The sequence below is a fragment of the Candidatus Andeanibacterium sp. genome, assembly GCF_057143545.1.
The window spans coordinates 13,203-27,476 of the sequence record NZ_DBNHSF010000072.1; the positions used below are offsets into that span (position 1 = coordinate 13,203).

17 protein-coding genes are annotated in these 14,274 nt (G+C 64.6%); 2 read left to right on the forward strand and 15 right to left on the reverse strand.

Annotated features, from left to right (window positions below; translation table 11 throughout):
- Positions 1-27 precede the first annotated feature (27 nt).
- Positions 28-765: a bifunctional 2-polyprenyl-6-hydroxyphenol methylase/3-demethylubiquinol 3-O-methyltransferase UbiG gene (gene ubiG, locus AC16XC_RS04580; RefSeq protein ID WP_484033463.1), complete on the forward strand. Its 738-nt coding sequence runs from the start codon at positions 28-30 to the stop codon at positions 763-765.
- 63 nt (positions 766-828) lie between these two features.
- Here ubiG and AC16XC_RS04585 read toward each other — a convergent pair whose 3' ends face one another.
- The 15 genes from AC16XC_RS04585 to AC16XC_RS04655 all read right to left on the reverse strand — a co-directional run bounded on the left by AC16XC_RS04585 (position 829) and on the right by AC16XC_RS04655 (position 12,650).
- On the reverse strand, positions 829-2,127 hold the full coding sequence (locus AC16XC_RS04585; RefSeq protein WP_484033464.1) for a methyl-accepting chemotaxis protein: 1,299 nt from the start codon (positions 2,125-2,127) through the stop codon (positions 829-831).
- A gap of 46 nt (positions 2,128-2,173) precedes the next feature.
- Positions 2,174-3,697 (reverse strand): putative bifunctional diguanylate cyclase/phosphodiesterase, encoded by a 1,524-nt coding sequence (locus AC16XC_RS04590; protein WP_484033465.1) that lies wholly within the window; start codon positions 3,695-3,697, stop codon positions 2,174-2,176.
- 131 nt (positions 3,698-3,828) lie between these two features.
- Positions 3,829-4,692 (reverse strand): CheR family methyltransferase, encoded by an 864-nt coding sequence (locus AC16XC_RS04595; protein WP_484033466.1) that lies wholly within the window; start codon positions 4,690-4,692, stop codon positions 3,829-3,831.
- The gene (gene cheB, locus AC16XC_RS04600) at positions 4,692-5,771 is read right to left on the reverse strand and encodes a chemotaxis-specific protein-glutamate methyltransferase CheB (protein ID WP_484033467.1); all 1,080 of its coding nucleotides are present in this window, start codon (positions 5,769-5,771) and stop codon (positions 4,692-4,694) included. The genes AC16XC_RS04595 and cheB overlap by 1 nt, the downstream gene beginning before the upstream one ends.
- A 39-nt stretch (positions 5,772-5,810) precedes the next feature.
- On the reverse strand, positions 5,811-6,176 hold the full coding sequence (locus AC16XC_RS04605) for a response regulator (protein ID WP_484033468.1): 366 nt from the start codon (positions 6,174-6,176) through the stop codon (positions 5,811-5,813).
- Between the two features lie 54 nt (positions 6,177-6,230).
- Positions 6,231-6,671 (reverse strand): chemotaxis protein CheW, encoded by a 441-nt coding sequence (locus tag AC16XC_RS04610; RefSeq protein ID WP_484033469.1) that lies wholly within the window; start codon positions 6,669-6,671, stop codon positions 6,231-6,233.
- Entirely contained in the window at positions 6,668-9,019 is a 2,352-nt protein-coding gene (locus tag AC16XC_RS04615) for a chemotaxis protein CheA (RefSeq protein ID WP_484033470.1), read from the reverse strand. Before AC16XC_RS04615 ends, AC16XC_RS04610 begins: the two co-directional genes overlap by 4 nt.
- A 101-nt stretch (positions 9,020-9,120) precedes the next feature.
- Positions 9,121-9,471, reverse strand: a complete 351-nt coding sequence (locus tag AC16XC_RS04620; RefSeq protein ID WP_484033471.1) for an ArsC family reductase — start codon at positions 9,469-9,471, stop codon at positions 9,121-9,123.
- Positions 9,468-9,809 (reverse strand): antibiotic biosynthesis monooxygenase family protein, encoded by a 342-nt coding sequence (locus AC16XC_RS04625; protein WP_484033472.1) that lies wholly within the window; start codon positions 9,807-9,809, stop codon positions 9,468-9,470. Before AC16XC_RS04625 ends, AC16XC_RS04620 begins: the two co-directional genes overlap by 4 nt.
- Positions 9,787-10,257, reverse strand: coding sequence for a crossover junction endodeoxyribonuclease RuvC (gene ruvC, locus AC16XC_RS04630; protein WP_484033473.1), 471 nt, complete (start codon positions 10,255-10,257; stop codon positions 9,787-9,789). Before ruvC ends, AC16XC_RS04625 begins: the two co-directional genes overlap by 23 nt.
- Entirely contained in the window at positions 10,254-10,604 is a 351-nt protein-coding gene (locus AC16XC_RS04635; protein ID WP_484033474.1) for a DUF3147 family protein, read from the reverse strand. The genes ruvC and AC16XC_RS04635 overlap by 4 nt, the downstream gene beginning before the upstream one ends.
- 31 nt (positions 10,605-10,635) lie before the next feature.
- The gene (locus AC16XC_RS04640; RefSeq protein WP_484033475.1) at positions 10,636-11,379 is read right to left on the reverse strand and encodes a YebC/PmpR family DNA-binding transcriptional regulator; all 744 of its coding nucleotides are present in this window, start codon (positions 11,377-11,379) and stop codon (positions 10,636-10,638) included.
- Positions 11,380-11,453: 74 nt separating this feature from the next.
- Positions 11,454-11,771 (reverse strand): heavy metal-binding domain-containing protein, encoded by a 318-nt coding sequence (locus AC16XC_RS04645; RefSeq protein WP_484033480.1) that lies wholly within the window; start codon positions 11,769-11,771, stop codon positions 11,454-11,456.
- Between the two features lie 83 nt (positions 11,772-11,854).
- Positions 11,855-12,091, reverse strand: coding sequence for a DUF2312 domain-containing protein (locus tag AC16XC_RS04650; protein ID WP_484033476.1), 237 nt, complete (start codon positions 12,089-12,091; stop codon positions 11,855-11,857).
- A 244-nt stretch (positions 12,092-12,335) separates the two neighbouring features.
- The gene (locus AC16XC_RS04655) at positions 12,336-12,650 is read right to left on the reverse strand and encodes a DUF1244 domain-containing protein (RefSeq protein ID WP_484033477.1); all 315 of its coding nucleotides are present in this window, start codon (positions 12,648-12,650) and stop codon (positions 12,336-12,338) included.
- Between the two features lie 47 nt (positions 12,651-12,697).
- Between AC16XC_RS04655 and pyk the strand changes: the two genes are divergently transcribed.
- Positions 12,698-14,182, forward strand: a complete 1,485-nt coding sequence (pyk, locus tag AC16XC_RS04660) for a pyruvate kinase (RefSeq protein WP_484033478.1) — start codon at positions 12,698-12,700, stop codon at positions 14,180-14,182.
- Positions 14,183-14,274 lie beyond the last annotated feature (92 nt).

Genomic DNA, 14,274 nt, shown 5'->3' on the forward strand with positions numbered 1-14,274 from the left:
GGTCTGGCGCGCTGTTAGGGATAGGGGGTGAGCAATGCAACATCCCGTGAGACGATAAGGCCCGAAGAGGCCGAGCATTTCGGCAAGCAGGCCGCCGACTGGTGGGACCCCAAGGGTTCTTCCGCCATGCTCCACAAGCTCAATCCCGTGCGGCTCCGGTTCCTGCGCGATGCGATCGACGCGCATTGGGGCTGCGATCCGCGGGATACAAGGCCGCTCCAGGGCAGGCGCGCGCTCGATGTCGGCTGCGGGGCAGGCCTGCTGTGCGAGCCGCTGGCGCGGCTGGGGGCGGAGGTTACCGGGGTCGATGCGGCGGCGGAGAATATCGCTGCGGCAAAGGCCCATGCCGAAGGCTGCGGCCTGGCGATCGATTATCGCCAGGGCGAGCTCGGCAAGCTCGGCCTGGGGCAATTCGATCTCGTCACCTCGATGGAAGTGATCGAACACGTCGCCGACAAGCAGGCGTTCCTCGACGGCCTGGCGGAGCACCTCGACCCGGGCGGAGTGCTGGTGCTCTCGACCCCCAATCGCACGCCGCAATCGCGCCTGCTGCTGGTCGGCCTTGCCGAAGCGAGCGGCGCGATCCCCAAGGGTACCCATGACTGGGAGGATTTCGTCACGCCGGGCGAACTGGATGAGCTGATGGCGAAGGCCGGCCTCAGAATGGGGACGCCGCGGGGAATTGCCTTTTCTCCGATGCAGGGCCTGCATCTCTCGGACGACCTGGCGCTCAATTACATCGTCACCGCGACACCCCGCAGCTGACAGAAGGAAGGCCGAGGCGCGTTGCGCCCCGGCCCCTTCAGATACCGGGAGTCTGTGGCCGGCCTAGGCCGCGCGCACGTGGGAGAGGAACTCCTGGACCTGAGTCTTGAGTATCGCCGCCTGCTGTTCGAGCTCGGTCGAGCTGGTCAACACCTGGGTTGCCGCCGCGCCGGTCGAAAGCGAGGTCTCGCGCACCTGCGAAATGTTCGAGGACACTTCCTCGGTGCTGCGCGCCGCACGATCGATGCTGCGCGCCAGGTCCTGGCCCGCCACCGATTGCTGGTCGACCGCCGCGGCAATCGAGACCGCGGTCGATTCGAGCTGCTCGATCTGCTGGGCGATCGAACGCAGCGCTTCGACGCTGGCGGTGGTCGTATCCTGGATCGCACGGATCTGGGCGGACACTTCCTCGGTCGCCTTGCCGGTCTGGGTCGCAAGCTCCTTCACTTCCGACGCCACCACGGCAAAGCCGCGGCCCGCTTCGCCGCCGCGCGCCGCTTCGATCGAAGCGTTGAGCGCGAGGAGGTTGGTGCGCTGGGCAATATTCGAGATCATTTCGACAATCTTGCCAACCTGCAGCGCCGAATCCGACAATTCGGAAATTGTCTTGTCGGCACCGGATGCGGCATCGCTCGCCTTGCGGGCCAGTTCGGCCGAGGTCGAGGCCTGGCGGCTGATCTCCCCGATCGACATCGCGAATTCGTCACTGGCGGCAGCCGCAGCGGTCACGCCGGCCGACGCCTCGCCAAGGCTGGAAGAGACTTCCGAAGTCTGCAGCGAGGACTGCTCGGCAGCCGAGGCCATGGTGCTGGCAGTGATCTGCAACTGGCTGGATGCGGAGGCGACCCCGCCCACGACTTCGCCGATCGTCTTCTCGAACTTGTCGGCGAGCTCGCGCAGGCGTTCGCTCTGGCGCTGGTGCTCTTCGTCGGATTCGCCGCGAATGCGGTCGAATTTTCGCGCGGCCTTCTTCACCACTTCAAGGCCGCGGGCGATCTCGCCGAATTCGTCGTCGCGATCGAGTTCGGGCACTTCAACCTCGCGATTGCCGTTGGCCAGTTCGCCCAGCGCATGCGTGAGCCCTTCGACCGGCTTGACGATCTCGCTGCGGACGAGGCGCAGAGCCAGTACCGCGTTGGCAATGCCGACGGCGCCGAGCAAGATCACGAACGCCACCAGCCAACCCGGAACCGCCGCTGCGCCGTTTCCGGAAGACGCCTGGTTCGCACTGTAAAGGAAGCCGGCAATTGTCAGCCCGGTGACCGATACCGTCACGATGGCCGAAATGCCCCAGAGCCTTTGCATCTTCTGGGCGATCGGGCCTCTTACGAACCAGTCGAACCTGTTCTTGTTGTCAGACATTTCTTTCACCCTGATATCCTGTTTAGGATCCCTTCAATACTTCGGGTCAGGCGCGCAGCGCCGTGACCTCTCCCCCTTCGTCATTCTGGCCAAGAGCGAGCTGTTCGGTCACTTCGTCGGCCGTTATCGGTTTGAAAAAGAGCCAGCCCTGGATCTGGTCGCAGCCTGCGATCCGCACCAGGTCGGCCTGGGCCTCGGTTTCGACGCCCTCGGCCGTGACATCCATGTCCATCGCCCGGGCGACGGCGATGCTCGACACCATCATCGCGTGCGAGCCGTCGTCGATTGCCGCATCGACGATCAGCGAGCGGTCGATCTTGAGCTTTTCGAACCGGAACTTCCTGAGGAAGCCGATCGAGGCATAGCCGGTGCCGAAATCGTCGAGCACGACGCCGACCCCGAACTGCTTGATCATCTCCATGCTGCGCCCGGCGACGACCGGATCGAGCACCAAATAGGTCTCGGTCACTTCGAGCTCGAGCCGCGCCGGAGGAAAGCCGCTTTCCTCGAGGATCTGGCCGAGCTGGACCGGGAATTCCGGATTGCGCAATTGTGCCGCCGAAACATTGATCGACAGCTTGATATCCTCCCACGCCTCGGCGTCCTTGCAGCCCTTGCGCAGGACCCACAGGCCGATCGGGTCGATCAGGCCGGATTCCTCGGCAATCGGGATGAATACGTCGGGCCCGATCGGGACGCCGTCGGCACGCTGCCAGCGCAACAGCGCTTCCACCGCGACGATCTTGCCGCTCTTGGCGTCGACCAGCGGCTGGTAGAGCAGCCGCAATTCATCGTTGTCCAGGCCCTTGCGCAGATCGATTTCGATCTGCTTGGCGGCTTCGCGCTTGCTGTCGAATTCCTCGCTGAACCAGGTGCAGCGCATCTTGCCGCTGGTCTTGGAGACATACATCGCCACGTCGCTGCGGCGCAGCAGTTCGGAAGAAGTCAGCCCGTCGCGCCCGTCGCTGCGCGACAGGCCGACGCTCGCCCCGAGCGTGATCGAACGGTCGTCGACCTGGAGCGGCTTGGAGAAGCGGGTCAGGAGTTTGCGGCAAATGCCTTCGAGGATGTTGCCGGCAATCGGTCCGACCACCAGGATCGCGAATTCATCGCCGCCGAGGCGGTACGAACAGGCGTCCTTGCCGCACACTTCCTTGAGGATCGTGGCGCATTCCTTGATCACCCGATCGCCGACGAAGTGGCCGTAATGGTCGTTGACGATCTTGAAGCCGTCGAGATCGATCAGCGCCAGGGCCATCTCCTGGCCCTGTGCGGTGCGTGTCGCATCCTGGTGCAAGGCCCGGCGATTGGGAACGCCGCTGAGGCTGTCGGTCAGGCCCAGGCTTTCGAGCTTGCCGAGGTTGGACAATCCGAAATGGACAAGCAGGCCGGCGACAAGGAGATAGACGGCAATGCCCCAGACAAGCGTGCTGCGGGTCAGGCCCGAGGCAGGTCCGGCGCTCGAAAGCACCAGCGCCATCAGTCCGGCGAAAATCAGGGTCAGCACCACCATCGGTGCAACCACCATGATCTTCGACCTGACTTGCTCGGTGAGCAGCCCCTTGAACACGACCCCTTGTGCCTCCCCTTCCGTCGGCGGATTTCGCCGTATCGGACAAGCTCTAGGCCAATTGGCTTAAGTAAGCGTAAACGATACGTTTACCGTAATGCGCCGCTTTCGGCGCGGCACCGGAACCCGGCTCAGACCGCCAGCGCACCCGGCTGCAGGCCGCGTTCGCCGCCGCCCTTCCCGTTGGCGCGGTAAAAGCCGTTATTCTCCGCGCAGGGAGCGAAGCTGGCCGTATGGCCGACAACCGTCTCGCCTGCGCCGAGCATCAGGAATGAGTCGGGACCCATGCCCTTGGCCAGCTGGTCGAACGCCTTCTGGCGGGTCTCGCCGTCGAAATAGAGCAGCACGTTGCGGCACAAGATGATGTCGAAGCGCCCCGGATTGGGTGGCGAATCAAGCAGGTTGTGGCGCTCGTAGCGAACCATGCGAAGCAGTTCGTCGCTGGTTTGCCAGCCCTGCGCCGTTTCCTCGAAGAAGGTCAGCATCTGGGCGACGCCGAGGCCGCGTTGCACTTCGAAATGCGAATAGCGCCCCATCCGCGCCTTATCGATGACGGAACTCGAAATGTCGGTTCCCAGGATGTCGATCGACCAATCCTTCCAGCGCGCCCTGCTTTCGGCGAACAGCATGGCGAGCGAAAGTACTTCCTGCCCGGTCGAACAGCCGACCGACCAGATCGAGATCTTTCTGCTATCCGATCTGAGGTCGTACAGTTGGGGCAGGATGCGCAGGCTCAGATGATCGAACATCGCGCGATCGCGGAAGAAATATGTTTCGTTGTTTAGCAAGGCCTCGATTACCTCCTGCGCAAGGGCGGCCTGGCCCGGCTGGGTAAGCTGGACGACGAGCTGCTCGATTGATGTAATGTCGTGCTGGCGAAACAGCCCGGCCAGGGCAGTGCCGATGCGCCAGCGGCGGTTGCTGGTCAGCTTCTGGCCGGTGCGCTCCTCCAGCAGGTCGGCAATCACGCTGATGGCGAATTCGTCACCTTCCATCACGCTGTTACCTTTGCTGTCTTGGCGACCCGTTCGGCGATCCGGTCGGGCGGGAGGATACAGGAAGCAAGCCCGGCCATGGCGGCCGATCCGGGCATTCCCCAGACCGCACAGCTTGCCTCGTCCTGCACGAAGATCGATCCGCCGGCAGCGACGATTTCGCCAGCGCCGAGGGTTCCATCGCGACCCATCCCCGACAGGATGACGCCCAAGGCATGGGGCCCGGCCGCCTGTGCCAGCGATGCGAACATCGGATCGACCGAAGGCATGCAGCCGCTCGTCGCCGGGACCTTGTCGAGCCTGATCTTGTAGCGCCCGCCGCCTTCGACCACGGTCATATGGGCGGTGCCAGGTGCGACATAGATATGGTCGGCCTGCAGGGTCAGCCCCTCGACCGCCAGCGTCGCCGGGCGACCCGATGCCTGCTGCAGCTGGCGGGCAAATGCATCCATGAAGGACGCGGGCAGGTGCTGGGTCACGAGGATCGGCATATCCAGCCGCACCGGCAAGGCGCGGAAAAACAGGCCAAGCGCGTGAATGCCGCCGGTCGAGGCTCCGATTGCCAGAATCCTCGGCTGCTTTTCCGAAGCGGGCCGGACGTCGGGGGCCTTGCGCTGGAGCGCGGCGGCGGCCGGCGAGGCGATCGCCGGTTCGGCCCCGCCCAGGGCGCGGATCTTCGCCAGCAGGCGATCGCGATATTCCTGGTCGAAAGTTCCCGGGCGCGGCTTGGCCAGCGTGTCAGCGGCGCCGAGCGACAGCGCCGTCAGGGTCGGCTCCGCGCCTTCCACGGTCAGGCTCGATACGACCAGGATCTGCGCTTCCGGCGCAGCCTCGATCAGTTGCGGCATGGCTTCGAGCCCGCCCATTCCCGGCATTTCGAGATCGAGCAGGATCACGTCGACATCCGCGACAGTCAGGATTTCCAGCGCCTCTTCGGCAGTGGCCGCCTCGACCACGAGTTCGAGGTCCTCTTCGCGGGCGATGATCCGCGAAAAGACCGTCCTGGCGGTGACCGAATCGTCAACCACCATCAGCCGGATCGGCTCGCCAATCGGCTGGCGATGCCGTGCCCCCGGCAAACCTATGGGAGAGGCAATGCCCATCCTGGCAGCCTCGCCTCAGGCGACGCCGACAAGCTGGAGCTTGATCTGCAGGGTCTCGTGATCGAACGGCTTCATCACATATTCGTCGGCCCCGGCGTCGATCGCCTCGCGAATATGCGCAACGTCGTTTTCGGTAGTGCAGAACACGACCTTGGGCGCACCGCCGCCGGGCCGCTGGCGCAGCAGCGAAATGAATTCGATCCCGCTCATCACCGGCATGTTCCAGTCGAGCAGGATGACGTCCGGCATGGACCGGTCGCACTGCTCGAGCGCTTCCTGGCCGTCGCCGGCTTCCTCGACGCCGAATCCGAGGGATTCGACCATGTGGCGCGAGACCTTGCGGATCACCCGCGAGTCATCAACAATCAAACAGGTTTTCATCGCAAAGACCCTTTTCTGTTCATCCTCAAATACGACCGGCAGGTGGACATTCGATTAAGCTGCCTTCTTCTGTTCCGGCCCGGCAATCAGCGCGGCCAGATCGACCACCAGCATCGGACCAAGTTCGGTTTCGACCATTCCCTGCGCGACGCGATGCCAGCCACCGGCAAGCTTCGCGGGAACTGGTTCGGGTGAAGCCTGGGCTTCGACCACGTCATCGACCGCGTCGAGCGCGAGCGCATAAATATGCCCCTGATGCTCGACCACCGCCGCCTGGCAGCCTTCGAGTTCGCGCTCGCCCTGCCCCAGTTCGAGCGATTTCGTACAATCGACGACTGTCAGCGCGCGGCTGCGCAAGGCGGTGAGGCCGGCGATGAAGTCCGGCGCGCGGGGCGCGGGCGTAACCCTGTCGAGTTCGATCACCGACTGGACTTCGGCCGCCCGGAACGCGACCTTTTCGCCGCACAGGCCGACTATCAGGTAAAGATCGTTCATGCCGCCTTCCCTTTCGTTGCATCCCTGAGGGCAGCGACCAACGCATCGCGATCGTACCGGTAGATCGACCCCTCGGTGTCGGGGGTCGCCTCCTCGGTCGAGCGAATCCGGATGGCGTTGCCGCCCGGCTTGGCGCTGGCCTCGGCGGCGGCGATTTCGACATCGGCCTTGGCTGCCGTGTCCGCTTCGCTGACGACACGATAGCCGGCGGCCTCGACCATCGGCTTGAGGAAATCCTGGAACCAGCGATCGCCCGACGGAATCCGGCAGACCGGCTGGTCCTTGCTGCGCGGTGCAACCCCGTAAAGCGCGAACAGCTTGTGGCAATCGAGCACTTCGACCGGCTCGCCCTCGATCAGCGCGATCCCGGCAATCGCTTCGCCCGAGCGGGCCTCGGCCAATTCGCCCTCGATCCGCGAAATGTCGATCATCTCGCGGAAGGCATAGGCAATCTCGCAATGTCCGTCCGACAGGCGGAAGAATTCGATCCGCTCTTCGGGCAGGTCCTGTCCGAACAGCCCGACCAGCGGCAGGATCCGCTCCTCGAGCACCACCTGCGCCTCGCCGCCGCTGATCCGCACGGCGCTGGCCTTGGCCTTTTCCACCCGGTCGACCGTGCTCATCGGGATGACACGGCGCTGGCCGTCAAAGCCGACAAACAGCAGCGCCGGCAGGCCGAGGTCGATCTTCCGCCGCGTCGCCTGCTCGACCTCTGAATTGGCCACCCGCTCGACCTCGCGGATCAGGCCGGCCTCGCGGGCGATCCCGGCGACATCGAGCATCAGCACGGGGCTGCCGTCGTCGAGCTGGGTCGTGCCGACATAAAAGCCGGTTTTCATCAGCGCCGGGGCGATCGGCTTGACCACCAGCTCCTCGTGATCGTGAATCCGGTCGACGGCCACCGCGAAGCGGTCGCCTCCGACCAGCCGCATCACGACCAGTGTGTTCGCCGATCCCCGGTCTTCCTCGGCGATCCGCAGGACGTCGCCCAAGGCAACGCAAGGCACCCGCTTGTCGCGGATGGTGACCAGCATTTGTCCGCCGACCCGGGCCATGTCGGCCTCCTCGGTTCCTCCGCGCACGATTTCCTCGACATAGGAGCGCGGCAGCGCGAATTTCTGTTCGCCCACCGCGACCGTAATCGAGGGAACGATACTGAGCGTGAGCGGAACCTTGAGCATGATCCGCGTGCCGGCGCCGGGCGTCGAATCGATTATGATCGAACCGCCGATCTTTTCGAGATTGGCGCGCACCACATCCATGCCGACGCCGCGGCCGGAGACCGCGGTCACTTCACCCGCGGTCGAGATTCCCGGTTCGCACATCAGCTGGTTGCGCTCGCGCGGGGTCATCGCCTCGGCCTGTTCCGCCGTGATGATCCCGGCGGCGATGGCCTTTTCGACGAGGCGAGCGGAGTTCACCCCGCGTCCGTCGTCGATGATGCCGACGAGGATCTCGTTGCCGGTCTGGCGCGCGGAAATGGTCAGGAGGCCGATTTCGCGCTTGCCCGCCTCGAGCCGCTCGGCCGGAGTCTCGATCCCGTGATCGATCGCATTGCGAATGACATGGACCATCGGGTCGCGGATCAGCTCGATCATTTCGCGGTCGAGCTCGACATCGCCCGATTCCATCTCGACCATCACCTGGCGGCCGAGATCGGCCGCAAGGTCGCGGACCATTCTCGGGAATGCGGCAAACAGGTTCTCGATCCGCTGCATGCGGGTGTGCGTGATCGCGTCGCGCACATCGTTGAGGATCGCCGAGAGGCGGTTGAACGGAGCTTCGAGCCCGGTTTCCTCGCCCATTTCGTGAATCCGGCGCAACAGGTCGTTGCGGGCCAGCACCATGTCGGAGACGCCGCTCATGATCCGGTCGAGCAATTCGACCGGCAGGCGGATCGAACGCGGCCCGCCGCTCGAACGCTCCGAATTGGCCGGTTCGTTCTTGACCTGCATGGCCGGGACGGAGCCGGGCACCTCTCCGGTACCTTCAAGCGCCGCGATCAGCTCTTCGTCTCCGCCTTCGGGAAACTCCTCGCCGGTCTCGATCGCTTCGATCATCGCCGCGATCCGGTCGATGACCGCAAGCACCGCATTGACCAACGCCTCGTCGGGCTGCCTGCGTCCGGCGCGGACGTCGGACAGGACATCTTCCGCCGCATGGCTGAGTGCTTCGAGCCGGGGGAAATCGAAGAACCCGCAATTGCCCTTCACCGTGTGAAAGAAGCGGAAGATGGCATCGAGGCGCGATCGGTCGGTTGGCTCTGCTTCCCACGCGACGATCTCTCCCGCGAGCGCTTCGAGCATCTCGCGCGATTCCGCCACGAAATCGGCCAACAGGTCATCCATTACGCAGGTCCCCCTCGCATACCTGCCCTCTATGGATGAGGATGGTTAAACCATCGTTAAGTAATCGCCCTCCCGTTCGAAGGCGGAAAACGACCGGAAGACTAGCCTAACGTTTCCGCCCATTCGCCTTCGTCGAACCCGACCAGGACGCCGCGCGCATGTTCGACCACAGGGCGCTTGATCAGCGAAGGATTGGCCACCATCAACGCCTCCGCGGCGGCCGGATCGTCGGCCTGCGCCCGCTCCGCTTCGCCGAGCTTGCGATATGTGGTGCCCCGCTTGTTGAGCACCTTGTCCAATCCGGCAGCTGCAATCCATGCCTTGAGCCTGGCGGGATCGGCACCTTCCTTCCTGTAATCGTGGAAGCTGTAATCGAGGCCCCGCGCCTCGAGCCATTTGCGGGCCCGCTTGACGGTGTCGCAATTGGGAATGCCGTAGAAGTGGATGCTCACTCGCCGTCCTTTGCCGTGAAACGATGGACCCGAGGATCGACGCAAACAAACATCGTGTATTCCGAATAATATGCGCTTCGCCCGTGGGCTTGCGCCACCTTGTGTTCGGCGATTCCGCGCCATGCGAGAGCCGAGGCCTCGTCCTCCCACTCGGAGATAGTGACGCTCTCGCCATCCTCGGCGGCGTAGCTCTTGTAGGCTAAGAAGCCCGGCTGCTGCTGCGCAAGGGCGACCATTCGTGCGGACTCTTCCGCATAGGCATCCGCGTCATAGCCTTCGCGCTTGCGGCTCCTGAATACGTTGAGATACATCGGCTCAACTCTCCCCCAGATGGGCATCGGCAATCGCCACAGCCAAGGCATCGGCGGCGTCGGCCCCGGCGATTTCCACGTTGGGCAACAGCACCTTGAGCATCGCCTGGACCTGTTCCTTCTCGGCTCCGCCGGTTCCCACCACCGCCTTCTTGACCAGCCGCGCGGCATGCTCGCGCACCGGAATGTCCTGCCGGCCGCAGGCGGCCAGGATCACCCCGCGCGCCTGCGCCAGCTTGAGCGTCGATTGCGGGTTCTTGTTGACATAGACTTCCTCGACCGCCGCGCGATCGGGGCGATAGGCTTCGAGCACGCGCATGATATGCGCGTCGACCAGCGCCAGGCGTTGCGACAATGCCAATTTGGGGTCGGTCGGGATCTCGCCATTGGCGACGTGCGAGATGCGCGATCCCTCGGCCCGCACGATCCCCCAGCCGGTGCAGCTGAGCGAGGGATCGAGGCCGAGGATGATCACAGCTTGAGGCCGAGCCTGGGTGCGGCGGCCATCAGCGCGCCGTAGAGGACCACGGTCAGCACGCAGCCCGCCAGCAGCGAGAGCCAGAACGGCCACCCGCTGCGCAACAGGAACGGCACCATCAGGAACATCGGCAGGCTCGGCAGCACGTACCAGAAGGTCGCTTCGGCATGCACCGCCATGTTCTCCGCGTCGGGCCGTTCGCGCCACAGGAAGATCATGCCCAAGATCGAGACCAGCGGCAGCGAAGCGACCAGCGCCGCCATGGTCGGCAGGCGCTTGCCGATCTCGGCAATGGCCGCGATCATGGCGCCTGCCAGCAGGGCCTTCGCGACCAGGCTCCACATCAGCCCGCCGCTCCGCTTGTCGGGGCGGCCATCAAGCGAGCTTCTCCATGATCTCGTCGGCGATGTCGTAATTGCCCCACACGGCCTGGACATCGTCGTCGTCGTCGAGCGCGTCGACCAGCTTGACCAGTGTTCCCGCCGCGCCTTCGTCGAGTTCGACCGTGAGGTTGGGCTTCCAGGCGAGCTTGACGTTATCGGGCTCGCCGAGCGCCGCTTCGAGCGCGCCCGCGACTTCGTGCAGCAACTCCATCCCGGTCCAGATCACATGGCCCTCGTCCGAGCTCTCGACATCGTCGGCCCCGGCCTCGATCGCCGCTTCGAGGACCTTGTCCTCGTCGCCCGCGCCCGCCGGATATTCGATCATGCCCTTGCGCTCGAAGCCATGCGCGACCGAACCTTCGGTGCCGAGGTTTCCGCCATGCTTGGAGAAGATCGAGCGGACATTCGAGGCGGTGCGGTTGCGGTTGTCGGTCAGCGCCTCGACGATGATCGCGCTGCCGCCCGGGCCGTAGCCCTCATAGCGGACTTCCTCGTAATTCTCTTCATCCCCGCCTGCGGCCTTGTCGATCGCCCGCTGGATATTGTCCTTGGGCATCGACTGCGCCTTGGCGTTGTTGATCGCGAGGCGCAGGCGCGGGTTCATGTCGGGATCGGGCGTGCCCATCTTGGCCGCGACGGTGATTTCGCGGCTGAGCTTGGAAAACAGGTTCGAGCGTTTCTTGTCCTGCGCACCCTTGCGGTGCATGATGTTCTTGAATTTGGAATGGCCTGCCATGTCTCTGTTCTTGGCTGCTGTTGAGGGTTCGCGACGCCCCTAGCCCAGCGCGGGACAGGGAGCAATCGGCCCGATCAGATGACCACCGCGGTCCCGCTGGCGCTGACCATCAGCATCGAGCCGTTCTGACCGATCACCTCGTAATCGAGATCGACCCCGATCACGGCATTGCCGCCGATCTCGGCGCATTTGAGCCGCATCTCGTCGATCGCTTCCTCGCGCGCGCGGCCCAGCACTTCCTCGTATTTGCCCGAGCGCCCGCCGACGATGTCGGTGATCGAGGCGAACAGGTCGCGGAAGATGTTGGCCCCGACGATCACTTCGCCGGTGACTATGCCGAGATATTGCCGCACCGGCTGTCCCTCGACCAAGGCGGTGGTGGTGACGATCATCCCCCCGTCGCGGGCTGCTCCCCAAGGGCGTGCCATGAACCGCTCTCCTTCCCCCTTGCTAAGTGGGGCGAGACTAACGCGATTCATCCCAGACCCAAAGCGGCTTTGTAGGTATCGAGCACCGCTTCCATCTCGGCGCGGTCGTCGGGCCGCATCTTCCTGAGGCGCACGATCTGGCGCATGATCTTGCTGTCGTAGCCGACCGCCTTGGCCTCGGAATAGACGTCGCGGATATCGTCGGCGATGCCCTTCTTCTCCTCCTCGAGGCGTTCGATGCGCTCGATCAAGAGGCGCAAACGATCGTCGGTGGCTTCGGCCATCGGGTAAGCTCCATTGTTTGAATACTGATCGGCCTCGCCCGTAGCGAGCGGCAATGATTCGGTGAAGGCCTCAACTTGCTCTCTCCCCCGGGTCGGGGGAGAGATACGCAGGCTTGGACGTGTAACGGCCTAGCCGAAGTTGAGAGGGGGTGCCCAACGGTCCGGCAGGATACCCCTCTCCAACTTCTCCCAGGCGCTCGAAGCGCCAGGGCTTCGTATCCTCTCCCCTCAAGGGGAGAGGCGATCAATGCGTCCCGCCATTGAGCTTGAGGCTTTCCTCCATCCGCGCCATCTGCTCAGGCGTCGCTTCGGTCTGGTATCTCGCCTTCCACTCGTCAAACGCCATGCCGTGGATCACCGCGCGCGCACCGGCCTTGTCGAAGCCCGCGCCGGCATCGTTGATCCAGTCGGCGAGGCAATTGCGGCAGAAGCCCGCGAGCCCCATCAGGTCGATATTCTGCGCATCGTGGCGGTGCCGCAGGTGCCGCACCAGCCGGCGGAAGGCGGCGGCGGCAACCGCGTCGGGCAGCTCGTCCAGCGGATCCTGTGGCTTGCTCATCTTATCATCCTTGTATTGTTCCCCGCCTCTGACATAGGCAGCAGCCGATGGCAAAGCATGAAGCACTCAAGCTCAAGCCGAGGGGCCGCAAGGTCAAGATCCTCGCGACGGTCGGTCCCGCGAGCCGCGATCCCGACATGCTGCGGCGCCTGCTGCTGGCGGGGGTCGATGCCTTTCGCATCAATATGAGCCATGGCGACCATGCGACCCATGCCGAGGAAATTGCCCATATCAGGAGACTGGAGAAGGAATTCGTCCGCCCGATCGCGATATTGTGCGACCTCCAGGGCCCCAAGCTGCGGGTCGGCGAGTTCCGCAAGGGCGAGCGGGTGGTGATCCCGCATGGCCGCCATTTCACCTTCGACCGCAATCCCGCTCCCGGCGACGAAACCCGCGTCTGCCTGCCGCATCCCGAATTGTTCGGCATTCTCGAAAAGGGCCAGCGCCTGCTGGTCGACGATGGCAAGATCCGTCTGCGCGTGATCAAGGCGGGCAAGGACGAGATCCTCTGCACCGCCGAGGTCGGCGGGGTGATTTCCGACCGCAAGGGGCTCAACGTTCCCGATGCGGTGGTCCCGGTCGCGGCGATGACCGACAAGGACCGCAGCGACCTTGCCTTCGCGGTCGAGCAGGGGGCCGACTGGATCGCGCTCAGCTTCGTCCAGCGGCCCGAGGACCTCGCCGAAGCGCGCAGGCTGATGGGCGGGCCCAGTGGTCCCAGGGGCGCGCTCTGCGCCAAGATCGAAAAGCCCGCCGCGGTCGCGCGGCTCGACGAGATTCTCGAACTATCGGACGGGGTGATGGTCGCGCGCGGCGACCTTGGCGTCGAGCTCAATCCCGAAGACGTGCCAGGCCTCCAGAAGCGGATCGTCAATGCCGCGCGCAGCCTCGGCAAGCCGGTGATCGTCGCCACCCAGATGCTCGAATCGATGATCGAGAGCCCGACTCCCACGCGGGCCGAAGTCTCCGACGTCGCCAACGCGGTCTATGACGGGGCCGATGCGGTGATGCTCTCGGCCGAGACCGCCGCCGGGCAATGGCCCGAGGAAGCGGTGACGATGATGAACCGCATCGCGCAGAAGATCGAGGGCGACGAAAGCTACGCCAAGCGGATCAGGATTCACGAGACCCCGCCCGACCGCACCACCGCCGATGCGCTGAGCCACGCCTGCATGACGATCGCGGAGACCCTGCCGATCTCGGCGATCGTGGTGTTCACCGGCTCGGGCTCGACCGCGCGGCGGGTGGCGCGCGAACGGCCCGGCGTGCCGGTGATGGTGCTGACCCCCTCGCTGGTGACCGCGCGGCGGGTGGCGCTGCTGTGGGGCGCGCATGCGGTCGCCACCCGCGACGTCGGCAGTTTCGAGGAGATGATCGCCAAGGGCAAGCGCATGGCGCTGCGCCACGGTTTCGGCGAGGCGGGATCGAAGCTGATCACGCTGGCGGGCGTGCCGTTCGGCGTGCCGGGATCGACCAACCTGATCCATGTCGTGACGCTCAAGGGCGACGAGCTGGAGGATCACGAGGATTAGGGCGGGATGTCCGCTTTGGATGGAAAGCGGACATTCGGGAGCGAGCCTTCCAGCAGCGCCTCTATTTCTTTTGGATACCTTTGAGAAAGTCC